This window comes from Paenalcaligenes sp. Me52, from assembly GCF_050487965.1.
Taxonomy (GTDB): Bacteria; Pseudomonadota; Gammaproteobacteria; order Burkholderiales; family Burkholderiaceae_B; genus Paenalcaligenes.
On record NZ_JBKQFO010000001.1, the window covers coordinates 980,598 to 997,954 of the forward strand.

15 protein-coding genes are annotated in these 17,357 nt (G+C 51.2%); 7 read left to right on the forward strand and 8 right to left on the reverse strand.

The features are described 5' to 3' along the window. Nucleotide 1: 1 nt before the first annotated feature. The gene (locus ACLO87_RS04560; RefSeq protein WP_135864479.1) at nucleotides 2-766 is read left to right on the forward strand and encodes an ABC transporter ATP-binding protein; all 765 of its coding nucleotides are present in this window, start codon (nucleotides 2-4) and stop codon (nucleotides 764-766) included. 117 nt (nucleotides 767-883) lie between these two features. On the opposite strand, the gene nth is transcribed toward ACLO87_RS04560, so the two are convergent. The 5 genes from nth to ACLO87_RS04585 all read right to left on the reverse strand — a co-directional run bounded on the left by nth (nucleotide 884) and on the right by ACLO87_RS04585 (nucleotide 4,694). Further along, entirely contained in the window at nucleotides 884-1,525 is a 642-nt protein-coding gene (gene nth / locus ACLO87_RS04565; RefSeq protein WP_135864460.1) for an endonuclease III, read from the reverse strand. Nucleotides 1,526-1,532: 7 nt separating this feature from the next. Further along, nucleotides 1,533-2,174 carry an RnfABCDGE type electron transport complex subunit B gene (locus tag ACLO87_RS04570; RefSeq protein ID WP_430222899.1) on the reverse strand — a complete coding sequence of 214 codons (642 nt, stop codon included), beginning with the start codon at nucleotides 2,172-2,174 and terminating at the stop codon, nucleotides 1,533-1,535. A 59-nt stretch (nucleotides 2,175-2,233) separates the two neighbouring features. Then, entirely contained in the window at nucleotides 2,234-3,472 is a 1,239-nt protein-coding gene (locus tag ACLO87_RS04575) for a polyhydroxyalkanoate depolymerase (RefSeq protein ID WP_430222900.1), read from the reverse strand. A 207-nt stretch (nucleotides 3,473-3,679) separates the two neighbouring features. Beyond that, nucleotides 3,680-4,003 carry a ferredoxin FdxA gene (fdxA, locus tag ACLO87_RS04580; RefSeq protein ID WP_135861693.1) on the reverse strand — a complete coding sequence of 108 codons (324 nt, stop codon included), beginning with the start codon at nucleotides 4,001-4,003 and terminating at the stop codon, nucleotides 3,680-3,682. A 241-nt stretch (nucleotides 4,004-4,244) separates the two neighbouring features. Then, on the reverse strand, nucleotides 4,245-4,694 hold the full coding sequence (locus ACLO87_RS04585; RefSeq protein WP_430222901.1) for a flavodoxin family protein: 450 nt from the start codon (nucleotides 4,692-4,694) through the stop codon (nucleotides 4,245-4,247). 149 nt (nucleotides 4,695-4,843) lie between these two features. Here ACLO87_RS04585 and ACLO87_RS04590 point away from each other — a divergent pair, with 149 nt between their 5' ends. From ACLO87_RS04590 to accD, 4 genes are all read left to right on the forward strand, one after another. Further along, nucleotides 4,844-7,090 (forward strand): RelA/SpoT family protein, encoded by a 2,247-nt coding sequence (locus tag ACLO87_RS04590; RefSeq protein WP_135861694.1) that lies wholly within the window; start codon nucleotides 4,844-4,846, stop codon nucleotides 7,088-7,090. Between the two features lie 86 nt (nucleotides 7,091-7,176). Next, complete coding sequence (gene trpB / locus ACLO87_RS04595; RefSeq protein ID WP_135861724.1) at nucleotides 7,177-8,376, forward strand: tryptophan synthase subunit beta; 1,200 nt, start codon at nucleotides 7,177-7,179, stop codon at nucleotides 8,374-8,376. A gap of 16 nt (nucleotides 8,377-8,392) precedes the next feature. Next, complete coding sequence (trpA, locus tag ACLO87_RS04600; protein ID WP_135861695.1) at nucleotides 8,393-9,211, forward strand: tryptophan synthase subunit alpha; 819 nt, start codon at nucleotides 8,393-8,395, stop codon at nucleotides 9,209-9,211. A 112-nt stretch (nucleotides 9,212-9,323) separates the two neighbouring features. Then, a complete protein-coding gene (gene accD, locus ACLO87_RS04605; protein WP_135861696.1) occupies nucleotides 9,324-10,199 on the forward strand; it encodes an acetyl-CoA carboxylase, carboxyltransferase subunit beta in 876 nt (291 codons plus the stop codon). A gap of 381 nt (nucleotides 10,200-10,580) precedes the next feature. Here the strand turns inward: accD and ACLO87_RS04610 are convergent, their stop codons facing one another. Then, nucleotides 10,581-13,841: a ribonuclease E/G gene (locus tag ACLO87_RS04610; RefSeq protein WP_430222902.1), complete on the reverse strand. Its 3,261-nt coding sequence runs from the start codon at nucleotides 13,839-13,841 to the stop codon at nucleotides 10,581-10,583. Between the two features lie 489 nt (nucleotides 13,842-14,330). Between ACLO87_RS04610 and ACLO87_RS04615 the strand changes: the two genes are divergently transcribed. Both ACLO87_RS04615 and ACLO87_RS04620 read left to right on the forward strand, forming a co-directional pair. Next, complete coding sequence (locus tag ACLO87_RS04615; RefSeq protein WP_430222903.1) at nucleotides 14,331-15,299, forward strand: RluA family pseudouridine synthase; 969 nt, start codon at nucleotides 14,331-14,333, stop codon at nucleotides 15,297-15,299. Continuing rightward, nucleotides 15,296-15,949 (forward strand): HAD family hydrolase, encoded by a 654-nt coding sequence (locus ACLO87_RS04620; RefSeq protein ID WP_135861699.1) that lies wholly within the window; start codon nucleotides 15,296-15,298, stop codon nucleotides 15,947-15,949. The genes ACLO87_RS04615 and ACLO87_RS04620 overlap by 4 nt, the downstream gene beginning before the upstream one ends. Before the next feature lie 7 nt (nucleotides 15,950-15,956). On the opposite strand, the gene ACLO87_RS04625 is transcribed toward ACLO87_RS04620, so the two are convergent. Then, the gene (locus tag ACLO87_RS04625; protein ID WP_430222904.1) at nucleotides 15,957-16,670 is read right to left on the reverse strand and encodes an SAM-dependent methyltransferase; all 714 of its coding nucleotides are present in this window, start codon (nucleotides 16,668-16,670) and stop codon (nucleotides 15,957-15,959) included. A 17-nt stretch (nucleotides 16,671-16,687) separates the two neighbouring features. Next, complete coding sequence (locus ACLO87_RS04630) at nucleotides 16,688-17,269, reverse strand: Maf family nucleotide pyrophosphatase (RefSeq protein ID WP_430222905.1); 582 nt, start codon at nucleotides 17,267-17,269, stop codon at nucleotides 16,688-16,690. Nucleotides 17,270-17,357: the final 88 nt, after the last annotated feature.

Here is a 17,357-nt window from a genome sequence, read left to right on the forward strand (position 1 = left end):
CATGAATCAGGAAAAAACCTCTGTGTTGCTGGAAGTACAAGGGCTGTCAGCACGCTATGGCAAAGTAGGTGCATTGAATAATGCGTCTATACAGCTAGAAAAAGGCAGCATTGTTACGGTGATTGGTGCTAACGGTGCGGGTAAGTCCACTATGCTGAATGCCATCATGGGCGCGCTGCCCACTAATGGCCGCAGCACGGGTAATGTACTGCTACAAGGCAAAGATATTTCTGCGTGGGGCGTAGAGCGCCGTGTTGCTGAAGGTTTGTCTTTGGTGCCAGAACGTCGCGAACTTTTCAGCAGTATGTCGGTGGAAGATAACTTGTTGTTGGGTGGTTTCAGGCTACATCGACAAAAAGTGGCCAACTGGCGCGGCATCATGGATGAGGTCTACGAGTTGTTTCCACGCTTGAAAGAGCGTCGTACACAGCAAGCAGGCACTTTGTCCGGTGGTGAGCGTCAAATGTTGGCAGTAGGGCGTGCACTAATGGCTAGGCCTACGGTCTTGATGCTGGATGAACCTAGCTTGGGTTTGGCGCCACGAGTGGTACGTGAAATCTTCAAGATCATTAGCCGTTTGCGTTCCACTGGGGTATCTATCTTGTTGGTGGAGCAAAATGCCCGTGCGGCGTTGCAGGTGGCTGACTACGGCTATGTACTGGAAACTTCCGAGCTGATCATGCAAGGGCCTGCACGAGAGCTGAGTGATGATCCACGTATCATCGAAAGCTACTTGGGCTTAGGGCAGGATAAGCAAGAGCAGTAAGCAGCTTCTAATGGCTGTGTAAACGTAAAAACCCTCCGCGTAGATGTGGGGGGTTTTTGCTTTGGTGGTTGTTGCGAAAGAGAAGCTCTCTTGTGGAAGCAGAGAGTGTTTTCGCTTTTACTTCCCAATTGGCGTCTTATCTTTAAACTCACACAGATCCGAAATACCGCACTGAGGGCATTTGGGTTTGCGGGCCACGCAAATGTAGCGACCATGCAAAATCAACCAATGGTGGGCATCCAGCAAGAACTGTTTAGGAATGAGTCGTTCTAAGCGCTGCTCCACTTCCACCACGTTTTTGCCTTTAGCGATACCAGTACGATTGCTGACACGGAAAATATGCGTGTCTACAGCAATAGTAGGAAAGCCAAAAGCGGTATTCAACACCACGTTAGCTGTTTTTCTACCTACGCCGGGTAAGGCTTCTAAGCTGTCTCGGTCTGCTGGAACTTCGCCTTGGTATTTTTCCAGCAAGATTTCACAGGTACGGATCACGTTCTTGGCTTTGGTTCTAAACAGGCCAATGGTTTTGATCTTGTCCATTAAGCCTTCTTCGCCTAGCTCCAAAATACCTGCAGGTGTACCGTGGGTAGGGAAGAAGCGTCGCGTTGCAATGTTTACCGACACATCGGTTGCCTGTGCTGACAGGATCACCGCAATCAACAACTGAAACGTGCTTTCGTATTCCAGCTCTGTAGTGGGGTGAGGGTTAGCCGCTTGTAAGCGCGTGAAAATCTCAGTACGAATAGCGTTATTCATGCAGCACTCACGAAGTGGGTTGTTGGGCGCGGCGTGCTCGGGCTTGTGCTAAGGCTTGAGCAATACTGGCTTTGCGGCGCTCAGGGTCGTCCGCTTCCAGTGCGACCTTAGGTTTGTTGGCCAGTAGTCGGCTAGCCATAGAGCCTGACTCATCGTGTTTATGTTGCAGGCGTCTACTACGGGTTTCGTAGTGTTGCTTGGCTTCTGCTGCGAGCTCAGGTGTCCACTCGCGGTTGGCGGGCAACATTGTGATGCAATCTACAGGACAGGGGGCTAAACACAGGTCACAGCCAGTGCAGCGGTCGCTGATCACGGTATGCATGCGTTTGTTCGCGCCGAGAATGGCATCCACCGGACAGGCTTGAATACAGAGTGTACAGCCTATGCAGTGTTTCTCATCAATCCACGCTACCGTAGGGGCTTCATGCGTACCGCACTCAGGGTTGAGCGCTTGCACAGCTTGGCCCGTGAGCGCGGCTAATTGTTGTATGCCCGATTCACCACCAGGAGGGCAGCGGTTAATGGCCTCACCTTTCTGGGCAATGGCTTCGGCATAAGGCAAACAGGCGTCGTAGCCGCAGCGTGTGCATTGGGTTTGTGGCAGCAGCGCATTAATACGCTCAGTAAGGGCGAGAATTTGATCGGTCATAAACATCAATCAGGGGCCCTTAGGCCCCTGGAAGTGTGTGGCATAGAAAGGATATAAGGTCAGACGCTTTTGGCGTGAGCCTCTGCGGCTTTTACGAAGTCACGTATTTTAGGATATACCTGATTACGCCAGCGACGACCGGAAAATATACCGTAATGTCCTGCGCCACTCACAGTGTAGTGTTGCTTATGCGCTTCATTCAAGCCAGAGCATAGTTTTTGTGCGGCACGGGTTTGGCCCAAGCCAGAAATATCATCCAATTCACCTTCAATAGTCAGTAGGTGCAGGTTTTGGATTTTTTCTGGTTGTACCGCAACGTTATCTACCTCCCATAGGCCACGCGGTAAGGCGTAGTCTTGGAATACTGTTTTGATGGTGTCCAGATAGAACTCGGCACTCATGTCCATGACAGCGTTGTATTCGTCATAGAAACGACGGTGTGCCTCGGCGTCTTCATCATCACCTTTAAGCAGGTGTTGATAGAACTCGTAGTGAGACATCATGTGTCTGTCAGGGTTCATGGAAATAAACCCAGTGTGCTGCAAGAAGCCTGGATACACCTTACGACCTACACCGGCGTACCGAGGGGGAACACGGTGAATCAGGTTGTTCTCAAACCATGAATATGGTTTGGTAGTGGCCAAAGAGTTCACGGCTGTTGGAGACTGACGGGGGTCAATAGGGCCGCCCATCAAAATCATGCTGCGAGGTTGGCTGGCATCGCGGGCCGCCGCCATTAGCGATACGGCAGCCAATACAGGAACCGTAGGTTGGCACACAGCGATGACGTGAGTGTCTGGACCTAGCTCATGTAAAAAGTGCTGTACGTAGTGTACGTAGTCATTCAAATGGAATGAGCCGGCGGACAGCGGCACCATGCGTGCGTCTATCCAATCCGTTACGTACACATCGTGATCACGCAGTAGGGTGCGTACAGTATCGCGCAATAGCGTTGCGTGGTGGCCCGACATGGGCGCTACCACTAGCATTTTGGGTGCGGGTTCAGTAATGCCTTCACGCTCAAAATGTACCAACTGGCAAAAAGGCAGACGCAAAACGGTGCTTTCGCTCACTGCAACTAGCTTATTGCCTACCTTGACCTCGGGGATCTGCCATTGAGGTTTCTCGTACTCTTTGCCAAGTCTATAAAGTAATTCATAGCCTGCTGCAATTTGACGTGAGACTGGGGTGTAAGACCAAGGGCTATAAGGGCTAGAAAACAACTCAGAGCCCTGACTGGAGAGGTTCACCAGTGGAGCCAGCATGGACCTTTGCCATTCATGTAGGTCGTAAAGCATAGATATTCTTTTTTATTGAGATGAAACGCTTGTGCACTAAACGGGCCTTGTGGCTGACCCGCTGAGCGATAAGTCGTCAGTGTATGCGAAGCTTATCTGCTGTGATACTTAGTATTATCCTTGTGCTGCATTGCAGCAATATTAGAGACAAAAAAAAGAAGCCATAGGCTTCTTTTAGGGGCTTGAAAGCTGTTTTCAAACAACAGTTTATCGCTCTAAATGCTCCAGTTTACCTTCAACGCCATTCCATTCGTCGGCATCTTCCAAAGGTTTTTTGGAGCGGTTGATCATACCAAACTCAGGGCTGAGCTCGGCGTTTAGCGCAATAAACTTCACTTGATCTTCGGGTACGTCTTCTTCTGCAAAAATGGCGTTGGCCGGGCACTCTGGAATACAGACAGCACAGTCAATACACTCATCAGGATCAATTACCAAGAAGTTCGGACCTTCACGGAAACAGTCTACCGGACAGACATCAACACAGTCAGTGTATTTGCATTTGATACAGTTTTCGGTGACAACGTGGGTCATGGTAATGAGACTCCGGCTAGAGAAAGCGAAACTGGACACCGGGCGATAAAAGCGCCTTATTTTGTGGTGTCTTAAGGTTAATGAATCGATTTTAACGAAAATTTTGCAATAAGCCTGCAAAACCCCGCGCAACATACCTAGATTATGGGTAGTAAGTACATAGCTATAAATTACTTGCAAGCGTAATGTATCTGTCTAAGCATGTCTTTGCTCTGGGTCAGAAGATTCAGAGCATCCGCCATTATAAGCACAGTAGGGCGGCTAGGTTCTCTCCGCAACGTTCGGCAGAAGCGAGTTGCGCACTCGTTAATTGTTTGGGTGCCAAGATTTCGTCAGCGTTGCTGGCGTTTGTGAGAACAATGACGGGGTCACAGGCTTGCTCAAGCCGCCAGCCAGTACAAATGCGCTGTAATTGTCGTAGGGCGCTGTGCCCGTCTGTGCCGGCACTAATGATTGCGGCATAAGGGCGGCCATTAAGCTGCTCTATTAATGCGTAATAGAGCCTATCAAAGCATTCCTTCATCGTACCGCTCAGGCTAGCCAGATTCTCTGGTGCGCAAAACAGGTAGGCATCAGCGAGTAGAAAGTCTTCAGCTGTGGCTTCAGCCGCAGGCACACTGCGTACCTGAGCACTGTCAGTGCTTTCAAGCGCATGTAGGGCTCGTTGGGCGGCACCATATGCGGCTTGCATGGCTTGTTGACTGGCCCCTGTTCTAGAGTGCCAGACCATCAGTAATGTCTTTTTTTTAGGGCTATATAACATCAAGGGGTCTCGCAGTGAAACGGTATCCACGCTAGTATATGGGTCTTAAGTGTGCTTCTGAACATTGGCCCCATTTTATGCACTCCCCGTTACTCCCTTCTGCTGATACTCACGATCTATTATCTGATGCTGTGTGGTTAGAATCCTGCACGGCAGATTTGGATGAGGCTGGGAAGAAGCTGGTAACTGCGGCGAGAGATAAGGTGGTCAAGGTGCTACCAGGGCGTATCGCCAGCACGGGTGAGCCTTTAGATAGCCACGCGGCCATGATGGTGACGGTATTGGTAGGGCTGGGTTCTGATGCGGTAACGCGAGCCAGTGCCTTGTTGGCAGTGATGCCTGAGCTGGAAGACAACGAGAACAACACCCGTCCCGAAACCTTATCACGTGAGTTTGGCCCTGAAGTTGCTAAGCTGGTGCAAGGCACACGAGCCTTATACCGATTAGGTACGTTGACGGCGCAGTCAGGCGACATAGGTGCGCCAGGTAGCGATCAAAAAGAAATGAAACGACGCATGTTGCTGGCGATGGCCGTTGACTTGCGTATTGTGTTGCTGCGCCTAGCCTCTAGATTGCAGTCGTTAAGCTGGTATGCCATCAGCAAAACTCCTTGTCCTGAGGCTTTTGCCAAAGAGACCATGGAGTTATACACACCCTTGGCAAATAGACTGGGGATTTGGCAGGTGAAGTGGGAAATGGAAGACTTCGCTTTCCGTTTTCTCAAGCCAGATGTGTATAAGCAAATAGCAAAACAGTTGGAAGAAAAACGCACCGAGCGTGAGAGTTTCATCACCAATGTAGTGCAACAGCTATCCGAAGCGCTCAAAGCTGAAGGTGTAGATGCCGAAGTGTATGGCAGGCCAAAACACATCTATAGCATTTGGAACAAGATGCGTAATAAGCATCTGGACTTTGATCAGCTCTTTGATTTGCGTGCATTGCGTGTAATTGTGGATGACGAGCGCAGTTGCTATGCTGCCTTGGCCTTGATTCACGCTATGTGGACGCCTGTGCCGGCAGAGTTTGATGATTACATTTCCCGTCCTAAGCCCAATGGCTACCGTTCGCTGCACACAGTAGTAGCAGACGAGCAGGGGCGTTGCTTTGAAGTGCAGATTCGTACGCAAGAAATGCACGAATTTGCCGAATACGGGATGGCGGCACACTGGCGCTACAAAGAAGCGGGTGCCGCTGGTGGCAAAGTTGCGGCGACTGCAGATGAGCAGAAAATTGCGTGGATGCGCCAACTGTTGGCTTGGGATAAAAGCACACCCACTGCCGATAGCACTACGGCTGCGCCAGAGGCCGCACCCGCAACAGAAAGCCTGCAGGCTGAGCATGTCTATGTGTTAACACCACAAGCGCGTGTGATTGAGCTTCCTGTGGGGGCGACTCCGGTTGATTTTGCTTATCACTTGCACACAGACTTGGGCCACCGTTGTCGTGGTGCCAAAGTTGATGGGCTGATGGTGCCGTTGTTGACACGCCTGCAAACGGGGCAAACGGTAGAAATTATTGCTGCCAAATCGGGCGGGCCATCGCGTGATTGGTTAAATGCACAGTTAGGTTTCTTGGCTAGCCCTCGTTCTAGAGCCAAAGTGCGGGCTTGGTTTAATGCGGTAGAGCTGCAGCAGCGCATGAGCCAAGGCCAGACTATGGTCGAGAAAGAATTGCAGCGGTTGGGCAAGACAGCCACGAATTTAGAACAACTGGCTCAACGCTTAGGTTTTGCTCAGGCTGATGACTTATACGTCGCGGTTGCCAAAGATGAATTTAGTCTGCGCCATATAGAGCAGGCCTTTAAGCAGCCATCTGAGGCGCCAGTACAAGAAGACAACTCATCGCGTGTGTTCAATAGTGCGACGTCCAGTGTGACGCGTACCGGAAAAAGTGGTGTGTTGGTGGTGGGCGTAGACTCTTTGCTTACGCAATTAGCCCGTTGCTGTCGCCCTGCACCACCCGATGAGATCGTGGGGTTTGTGACCCGCGGTCGTGGTGTGTCTATACACCGGCGTGATTGTCACTCGTTTTTGGGGCTGTCAGCGACACAACCTGAACGGGTGATAGATGTGACATGGGGGGCAACAGGCGAAGCCCTGTATCCCGTCGACCTCTTTATACAAGCACAAGAAAATCCTAATCTGCTTAGAGATGTATCCGAAGTATTTGCCCGGCTACGTTTAAACGTAGTGGGCGTGAATACGCAAAGCCGCCGATCGCTTAGCCAAATGGTCTTTACCGTAGAGGTAAATAGTGGCGAGCAGATTCAACGTGCCCTAACAGCCTTGAATGAGATTCCTGGCGTAGAAGCGGTGCGGCAATAGTGCGGTTGTACTGGTAGAATAATTGTTTGGCTACGAGTCTGGAGCAGGCTCGTATTGCTGTGGTTCTGATAAAAGCGAGTAAACCCTTGAAATCGTATACCTTACCTGACAGCACCGGCCATTTTGGCAAGTTTGGTGGTTCTTTCGTCTCTGAAACATTGGTACATGCGCTGGATGAATTGCGCGAGGCCTACGACCGTTACAAAGAAGATCCCGAATTCCAACGGGAGTTTGCTTACGAGCTTAAGCACTTTGTAGGGCGTCCGTCTCCGGTGTATCACGCACGTCGATGGTCGGAAGAGCTTGGTGGTGCACAGATTTGGTTTAAACGCGAAGACTTGAACCATACTGGTGCACACAAGGTAAATAACTGTATTGGCCAAATTTTGTTGGCCAAGCGTATGGGCAAAACCCGCATCATTGCTGAAACCGGCGCTGGTCAACACGGCGTTGCGACAGCGACTGTTGCTGCTCGCTATGGTTTGGAATGTGTAGTGTACATGGGCAGCGAAGACGTACGCCGACAAGCCGCCAACGTCTACCGCATGAAACTGCTGGGTGCAACTGTAGTGCCTGTAGAGTCTGGTTCCCGTACGCTTAAAGATGCGCTGAATGAAGCCATGCGCGATTGGGTAACCAATGTAGAAAATACTTTCTACATTATTGGTACTGTGGCTGGTCCACACCCTTATCCCATGATGGTTCGCGATTTCCAGAGTGTGATTGGCGAAGAGTGTATTGAGCAGATGCCAGTAGATGCTGGTCGCCAACCTGATTATGTGGTGGCGGCGGTAGGTGGTGGTTCTAATGCCATGGGGATCTTTTATCCTTACATCAACTACGACGATGTGAAGTTAGTAGGCGTAGAGGCAGGTGGTCGTGGTATCGATACCCCAGAGCATGCAGCGTCTCTAAATGCTGGCACGGTGGGTGTGTTGCACGGTAACCGTACCTATGTGCTGCAAGATGCTGCTGGCCAAATTCAAGCAACGCACTCAATCTCGGCAGGTTTGGATTACCCCGGTGTGGGGCCTGAGCATGCGTGGTTGAAGGATAGTGGCCGTGCGAACTATCAAATTGTGAACGACGACGAAGCACTGCAAGCCTTTCATCATTGCTGCCGTGTAGAGGGTATTATGCCCGCGCTAGAGTCCTCGCATGCTTTGGCATGTGCAGCGCGTATGGCACCTACATTGTCGTCCGACAAAATCATTCTGGTCAGCTTGTCCGGCCGTGGTGATAAAGATATGCATACCGTTGCTGAGTTCAGCGGTATCACCTTGTAAGGTTCGGGATTTAACTATGTCAGAAACAAAAAATATACGCCTGGCCAATTGTTTTGCGAAGCTGGAAGACCGCGCAGCCTTGATTCCTTATATCACTGCTGGTGATCCTTCTTTGACCGTAACGGTCCCTTTGATGCATGAGCTGGTTAAGGCAGGAGCTGATGTGATCGAGATGGGCGTGCCTTTCTCTGATCCTATGGCTGACGGCCCCGTTATCCAACGTGCAGCAGAGCGCGCTGTGGCGCGTGGCGTTAGTCTGAGCATGGTGTTGGATATGGTGCGTGAGTTCCGTAAACAAGATAACACTACGCCTATAGTCTTGATGGGCTATGCCAATCCTATAGAAGCCATGGGGCAAGAGCATTTTGCGCAAGCCGCTGGTGAAGCTGGGGTGGACGGTGTGTTGACCGTGGATTACCCGCCTGAGGAATGCCAAGAGTTTGCTGGCATGTTGAGCAAAGCAGGTGTAGATCCGATTTTCCTATTAGCCCCTACTTCTACTGAAGCGCGTATGCAAAGCACCGCTAAGGTAGCGAGGGGTTACGTGTATTATGTGTCTCTAAAAGGTGTGACCGGTTCTGGTAGTTTGGATACCGATGCCGTAGCACGCCAATTGGAAGTTATTCGTAAGCACGTACATATTCCTGTAGGCGTAGGGTTCGGTATACGCGATGCTGAAAGCGCCAAGCGAGTAGGGGAGTGTGCGGACGCTGTGGTAATCGGCAGCAAGCTGATTGAAACCATGGAGGCAGCTTACGCCCAAAACAACAGTGATGACCAAGCTATTCAGGCTGCATCACAGTGGTTAGCGCAAGTTCGACAAGCATTGAACTAGCGTAACAAGGGCTTCTCCGTATAGAATCATGCACTTGTGTTTTTGCATTCGTGCATGTTGTTAAAAATTTGCTGGCGGCGTGAGCGGCGTCGTCTACTATCAGGATCACACCATGAGTTGGCTCCAGAAAATTCTGCCTCCACGCATTAATCGTAACAACGAAAGCAGTCGTCGGGTTCCCGAAGGGCTATGGGTGAAATGCCCGTCGTGTGAGGTGGTGCTGTACAAAGAAGACTTGCAGGCCACATCGCATGTATGTCCTAAGTGCTCACACCATATGCGTATCAATGCACGCGATCGTATCGACGTGCTGCTGGATGCAGAGGGTAGGGTAGAAATCGGTTCCAATACCCGTCCAATGGATCCGCTGAAGTTCCGCGACTCCAAAAAATACCCTGATCGTATTGCTCAAGCTACCCGTGATACAGGCGAAAGCGAAGCCATGGTAGTTATGCAAGGTACGATTTTGGGCGTGCCAGCCGTAGCTGCTGTATTTAACTTCGATTTCATGGCTGGTTCCATGGGGTCTGTAGTGGGTGAGCGTTTTGTGCGCGGTGTTCAGGCGGCTATTGAATCCCGTTCTGCGTTTGTGTGTGTGACTGCCTCTGGCGGTGCACGTATGCAAGAGAGTCTGTTCTCGTTGATGCAGATGGCGAAAACAAATGCCATGTTGTGCAAACTATCTGAAGCTGGTTTGCCATTCATTAGTGTTCTCACTGACCCAACTATGGGCGGTGTATCAGCCAGTTTTGCCTTTATGGGCGATGTGGTGATGGCTGAACCTAATGCCTTGATCGGTTTTGCGGGTCCGCGTGTGATTGAGCAAACTGTACGTGAGAAATTGCCAGAAGGTTTCCAGCGTGCTGAGTTCTTGATGCAAAAAGGCGCTATCGATATGGTTGTAGATAGACGCGAGATGCAAAACGAGATTGCTAGTTTGATTGCCTTGTTGACGCGTCAGCCGGCAGAGGCTGTGCATAAGGCGTAAACGCCATTAAGAATGCCGTGGCAGGGCGATAATGCTCTGCTACACATCAAAGGGTTGAGTAGGTGAAGAATGCGTGTAGCGCGCGATTCTGAGCTTCTCAGCCCTTTTTGTATTTGGTGGCGAGGTCTCTTCTTGTGTGTTCAGGGTAAAAGCGGCTGTCTGATGGCTAAGGGGGGTATTGAAGGCTTCTGCTCACTTGGCTGTAGGTAGTGGTGGTGCGCAGAGTGGAAGAAGCATGCGCTGAGGTGTGTGCGCTAAGAGCGATGGGCTGGCCTAGTTTCAGCGCTATTTCCGGGATGCGTGAGTACACCGTTCTGTCATAGCCAATAAAAAAACCCTCTTTGTTTTGCAAAGAGGGTTTTTTGTACAGCGTGCTACGTCTTAGGAATGGCTGGTTTCAACCTGTTCCAGTGGTTCTGCAGCAGGAGCTTGTGCAGCAGATTTACGTGGACGCCCCAGTTTTACGGGAGCTGCTTGGTAACTAAAGCTAGTGGTGACGGATGTCTCTACCAACTGTAGACCAGCTTGTTCTAGCTGTGTATCCAGGGCAACGTTGTTGTGTGCAATAGAGCTGGTCTCTGTTGCAGCGACTTGTTGTTCCTCTGCATGTACTTCAGCAACGACAGGAGCCACTTCTGCAACGATGGCTGGGCTTTCTACCTCAGTGGCTTCAGTTTGAGCAGGCTCTATCGCTGCATGGCTTTCTTCTACAGATGCTACGTCTGTAGATGTAGGCTCTACAGCATCAGTAGCGTGTTCTACTACTTCAGCTACAGACTCAGCAGCCGCAGAGATGTCAGTCGCTGTTACGGTTTCTGTTGAAACATCAGCGTCAGCAACTGCAGGAGCTACATCGTCAGCGATTGGGGCTGGCTCAGCGTTAAGTTCTGCAGCGGGTTCGTCAGCTTGTGTTTCGATCTGTACCAATGGTTCAGCAACAACAGCAGCAGTAGCTTTACGAGTGCGTGGAGCGCGTTTAGGAGCAGACTCAACCTCGGCTTGTGCGTTGGCTGCATCGGCTAGGCTTTCTGCGCGAGTTTCAATCATGGTCAGACCGGATGATTGTGCCAGCTCGGCCACAGCAACAGGAGCTGCTTGTACTTTAACAGGCTCATCAGCAACTACGGTGTCAGAGGCCTCTGTAGCCAAAGGCAACTCAGCTTGTTGTGTAGCAGCGATTGCAGGATTGTTATCGCTAGGTTGTGCAACTTCAGTAGCAACGGCAGTCTCAGCAGCAGCCTCGTCTTGAGGGGTGTCAATCAATGCGTTGGCATCAAAGCTTGGTGTTTGATGTGGTACATAAGTCACCACAGTTTCACCATCTGTAACGACGCTATCCTCACTTTCAACAGCATCTGTACTGTTAGCGTTTTGCTCTGTACCACGACGGCCACGACGGCTGCGACGACGACGGCTGCGACGGCGCTCAGTATCGCTACCATCGCCTTCTGCTCCTTCTTCGTTATCGATGCTATCTGTATTGGTATCGGCGTCTTGTGCAGTGTCTTTAGCAATTACTGGGCTAGGGGCAACTGCGGTTTCAGCTTCGGAAGTTGTACCCTCTTGCAGATCCAAATCTTGTTCGTTAGCTTTGTTTGCCTCAGCGTTGTTGTCACGACGACGACCACGGCTACCACGGCGACGACGGGAACCTGTAGAGGTTTCGCCAGAGGCTTGGTCGGCAGCTGGTGCGCTGACGGCAGCTACTGGTGTTGCCAACTGTTCGTCGTTTTTCTCTTCTTTAGGTGCGTTGCGGCGACCTTGAGGGTTGTTGTTAGCTGTGGTGCTTACTGTTTTGTCGGCGCGCTCATCGCTGTTTGGTCGGGATGAGCGACGTTGGCGTTGACGTTGGCGTTGTTGCTCAGGATTGCGCTCGCCACCTTTGGTGGAAGCATTCGCTGGGCGACGGCCTGTTTTCTTAGCGTTCTTAGCGGTGCTGGCATCGGGCTCTGGTGTTTTCTCACCAAATAACCATGTGGCCAGACGTTTCCAGAAGCTTGGTGCGGCTTTAGCAACAGGAGCTGGTGTAGGCGCTGGTTGGGCAGGTGTAATGCCTTTAACCAGTGCTTCAGGGCGACTCTTGGTTTCTTGTGCGCGCGTAGCAGGTTGTGCTGTGGTTTGTTCAGCTTGCTGTACTTGCTGGTAGCTAGACACTACATCATCAAGGCGTGTGTCATCGTGACGCAGGCGTTCGATAATGTGGTGAGGCGTTTCCAGGTTTTTGTTTGGAATCAATGTCAGCTTGATGTTCAAGCGAGATTCAATTTTGGAAACATCAGCGCGTTTTTCGTTCAGCAGGTAGGTGGCCACATCAACAGGCACTTGGGCGTTGATGGCGGCCGTACCTTCTTTCATGGCCTCTTCTTGCAGCAGACGTAGTACGTGCAGAGCGCTGGATTCGGCATCGCGAATCACGCCAGTACCTGTACAGCGAGGGCAAGTGATATGGGAGCCTTCGTTCAAGGCAGGGCGCAGACGCTGACGGGAAAGCTCCATCAAGCCAAAGCGCGAAATTTTGCCCATTTGTACACGGGCTCGATCCAAGTGCAGCGCATCACGCAGACGTTGCTCAACGGCACGCTGGTTTTTGCTGTCTTCCATATCGATAAAGTCGATAACGATCAGACCACCCAAGTCACGCAAACGTAACTGGCGGGCAACTTCATCTGCTGCTTCTTGGTTGGTGCGTAGAGCGGTTTCCTCGATGTCTGCGCCACGAGTGGAGCGTGCCGAGTTCACGTCGATGGCAACTAGTGCTTCGGTGTGGTCGATAACCACAGCACCACCGGATGGCAGTTGCACGGTACGAGAGTACGCGGTTTCGATTTGGTTTTCGATTTGGAAGCGTGAGAACAGCGGAATGTCATCACGATAGCGTTTTACACGCTGCACATTATCGGGCATCACTACGCTCATAAAGGCAGTGGCTTGCTCGTAAATGTCATCGGTATCGATCAGGATTTCACCGATATCTTGGGAGAAGTAATCGCGAATAGCGCGGATTACCAAGCTGGATTCCAAGTAAATCAGTATAGGTGCACGGTTATCGCGTGCAGCTGTGTCAATGGCGGTCCAGAGTTGCAGTAGGTAGTTTAAATCCCATTGCAGCTCTTCTACGCTACGACCAATACCGGCTGTACGAGCAATGATGCTCATGCCGCCAGGAATAGACAGTTGGTCGATGGCTTCGCGTAGCTCTTGACGGTCTTCGCCTTCCACGCGACGGGAAACACCGCCTCCGCGTGGATTGTTAGGCATCAAGACCAAGTAACGACCAGCCAGAGAGATAAACGTGGTGAGGGCTGCGCCCTTGTTCCCACGTTCTTCTTTTTCTACTTGAATGATCAGTTCTTGGCCTTCGTGCAGCGCATCTTGAATGCGGGCTGTACGTACGTCTACACCTTCCTTGAAGTAGGTGCGGGCAACTTCTTTGAAGGGCAGAAAACCGTGGCGCTCTTCCCCGTAGCTGACAAAGCAAGCTTCCAGACCGGGTTCAATGCGGGTAATCACCCCTTTGTAGATGTTGCCTTTACGCTGTTCGCGGCCGGCGGCTTCTATATCGAGGTCAATCAGTTTCTGACCGTCGACAATGGCAACGCGTAATTCTTCTTGATGCGTTGCATTGAACAACATGCGTTTCATGAGTAATTCTCCGTAGTCATGGTGCGCTATTGCTAACGCACGACCGCGGGTCACTCAGTGTGTAGCACTGTCACTGCAAGGGGGCTAGGGCCAAGATGAGTCAGGCCGTGCCCACCATAATCTGTCGTGGGGGCAATGAGCCCATGTATGAGCGAGGTTCAGGCAGCAGGATGGTCAGGATCACGTGTGTGGTTGACAAAAAATATTTGCTGGAACAATGGCCAGACCCGGGTTTTGCTCGTGTCTGGTGCTAAATTCTAAAGAGCGACGACTTTTCGCAGATAATTCAGTGCCGCACGCGGGACACAAGCAGTCATGTTTGCCATGCAGATTCTGTGCTTGCAGGAACAGTGAGCTCGCCCCGGCGACTAAATGACCCCGAAAACTGGCACTAAGGCAGTACAATTAGACCTTTGTCGTCTACGGAGACGCACCCTTTGCATCTCTACGTATGACGGTGTCACAGTTTTCATAGGCTGAGGCGATTATATGCCTCTTTTGTGCATGAGCAAACCATTAGATAGTGAAAAAGGCGTTGTAGCCGTCCGTTTCGTGGAAATTGAGGCGGAGGAAGCGGGGCAGCGCGTTGATAATTATCTGCTGCGCCTTTGTAAGGGTGTTCCCAAAAGCCATATTTACCGCGCCATACGTAGTGGGCAAGTACGCGTGAATAAAGGACGGGTAAGCAGCGAGTACAGGTTGGAGGCGGGCGATGTGTTGCGTGTGCCCCCCATGCGTTTGCCACAAGCGGATGCACCTAGACCGGTTCCTCCAGCGGTGTTTCCTATTGTGTTTGAGGATCGCGATATTCTGGTGATCGATAAACCAGAAGGTGTAGCGGTTCACGGCGGTAGCGGTGTGTCGTTTGGTGTGATTGAGCAACTGCGAGCGGCGCGTCCAGAAGAGCGTGTTTTGGAGTTGGCGCACAGGCTGGATAGAGATACCTCTGGTTTGTTGGTGATTGCCAAGAGTCGTAAAGCGTTGGTGCGTTTGCACGACATGTTCCGTGAAGGTGTAGTACGTAAATACTATCAAGCGCTGGTGACCGGTGATTGGGTGAATGATAGGCAGCACTTGCGTGAACCGTTGTTGCGTTGGATGACGGCATCGGGTGAGCGACGTGTGCGTGTGGATCCGGAAGGTAAGCCTTCGCATACCATTGTCAATTTATTGAAACGTTTTGGGCGCTATAGTTTGGTGGAGGCTGATTTGCGTACAGGGCGCACCCACCAGATTCGTGTGCACTTGGCTAACGCCGGTTTCCCATTGGTGGGCGATGATAAGTACGGCTCAGATGAGGTGCGTGAGCATTTTTCTAGATTGGGCTTTAAACGTATGTTCTTGCACGCAGGTAGGGTAGAGATGGCGCATCCGGTGTCGGGTGAGTTGTTAGAGCTGGAAGCGCCGTTGCCTGCCGAGTGTTTGGCAATTATGAAAATTTTGGAGAAAGCAGAATGAAGCAGTACCGCGCAGTGGTGTTCGATTGGGATGGTACGGTGATGGATTCTACCCACGCCATTGTGACGGCTATTCAGTTGGCGAGTGCTGATCTGGGTCTGCCAGTGCCTAGTGGTGCTATTGCAAGCTGGGTGATTGGTCTATCTTTAGAGGCTGCTCTATATAGAGTGGTGCCAGACCTGAATGCTGAACAGATGCCTGATTTTATCGAGCGTTACCGTCATCATTTTTTCCAACGTGATTTGCAGTTGAAATTGTTCGATGGCATGCAAAGCATGATGGATGAGCTTAAAGAGCGTGATGTGCTGCTGGCGGTGGCTACCGGTAAAAGTCGTCCCGGCTTGGATAGATTGCTGGTTAATGTGGGGTTGGATAAGTACTTCTACGCCACACGTTGTGCGGACGAAACGCAAAGTAAACCGCATCCACAAATGTTGCATGAGTTGTTGGATGAAATGCAACTGCCTGTGGATCAGGTGATTATGGTGGGTGATACCACGCATGATGTGCATATGGCGCAAAATGCGGGTATGGATAGTCTAGCCGTAAGTTATGGGGCGCATGACCCCGATACGCTTAGCAAAGCGACTCCTACGTTCCAAGTGGATAAGGTAGCCGCCATGCGTGAATTGCTGTTAGCGCGTGTCTAGGGTTGGCCTACGCTAGAAACAAAAAGATAGTAGGTTGTTTGTTGAACTCGGGTGGGCTGGCTTTGGCCCACTGCGCAACAGTGCGTGTGCAAATCCACTGATCGGCTGTGGTTAGGGCGCGACCTATACACAAACGAGTGGTGGGTTGTAGCGTACTAAGTAGGGCGCTGAATACCGCTTCGTTTCGGTAAGGGGTTTCAATAAATAGCTGGGTCTGGTGGTGTTTGCGCGAGTTGGCTTCCCAGTCTTTTAGTGTTTTGCTGCGCTCAGCGGCATTTACTGGTGGGTAGCCGTGAAATGCGAATTGTTGCCCATCTAGGCCGCTGGCCATTAGGCCTAGCAAAATAGAAGATGGCCCTACGTGGGGTACGACTTCAATACCCATGGTATGTGCTGCAGCAACTACGGCAGCGCCAGGGTCAGCTACTGCAGGGCAGCCAGCCTCGGATACCAAACCTATATTTGCACCGTCTTTTAGTGGTTGCAGCCATTCACGAATTTGTTGCGCAGATGTGCCGCGCTTATCTAGCGTATGAATGGTGATTTCTTGTATGGGCGTGGTGGTTTCCACTTGCTTCAGGAAAGCACGGGCGGTTTTGGCATTTTCTGCAATATAAATAGTCAGCGATTGCGCAAGCTGCTGGGTTTGAGCCGGCAGCCAATTTTGTATGGGGCTGTCGCCTAAACCGACGGGGATGAGGTGAAGTTGACCTGTAGTCACAATAAGTTCCCAGTAAGTTAGCGTGTGGGGTTAAGGGGGTTGATGCCTACTTGGCGCAGGAATTGGTTCAAGCGTATCAGCGGCAAGCCAATAATGGCGGTGGGATCGTCAGACTGCATGCTATCCATCAGCGCGATACCTAGGCTTTCGGCTTTGGCGCTGCCGGCGGTATCGTAAGGTTTGTCGTGCAGCAAGTAATGTGTAATCTCGTCATCGCTTAGCGTACGAAATGCGCAATGTGTAGGCACGCTATCAATGAGTATGGTGTCGCGGTGAACAACACAGAGCGCGCTGTGGAACACAATAGTTTTGCCGCTTAGTTGCTGTAGCTGTGCAAAAGCCTTGTCGTGCGAACCTGCTTTGCCGATAGGTAGTGTTCCTAACGTGGCAACTTGGTCACAGCCTATTACTACAGCCTCAGGATGCTGCTGAGCAATGGCCAGTGCTTTTTCTTTGGCAAGGCGCAATGCCAAGGCATCGGGGAGTTCACCTGATAGTGGCGTTTCGTCTATGTTTGGTGCGATAATGTCGAAGTTAAGGGCGAGTCGCTGAAGCATCTCGCGACGATAGGGGGAACTGGATGCCAGAATCAGACGCATAAGTGATTTTTGGTGTGAAAAGTTTGACGGTTCTGCTCTACGCACTGTATTATCTAACGTTTTCCTTACTATTGGAATGCCGGAGGCC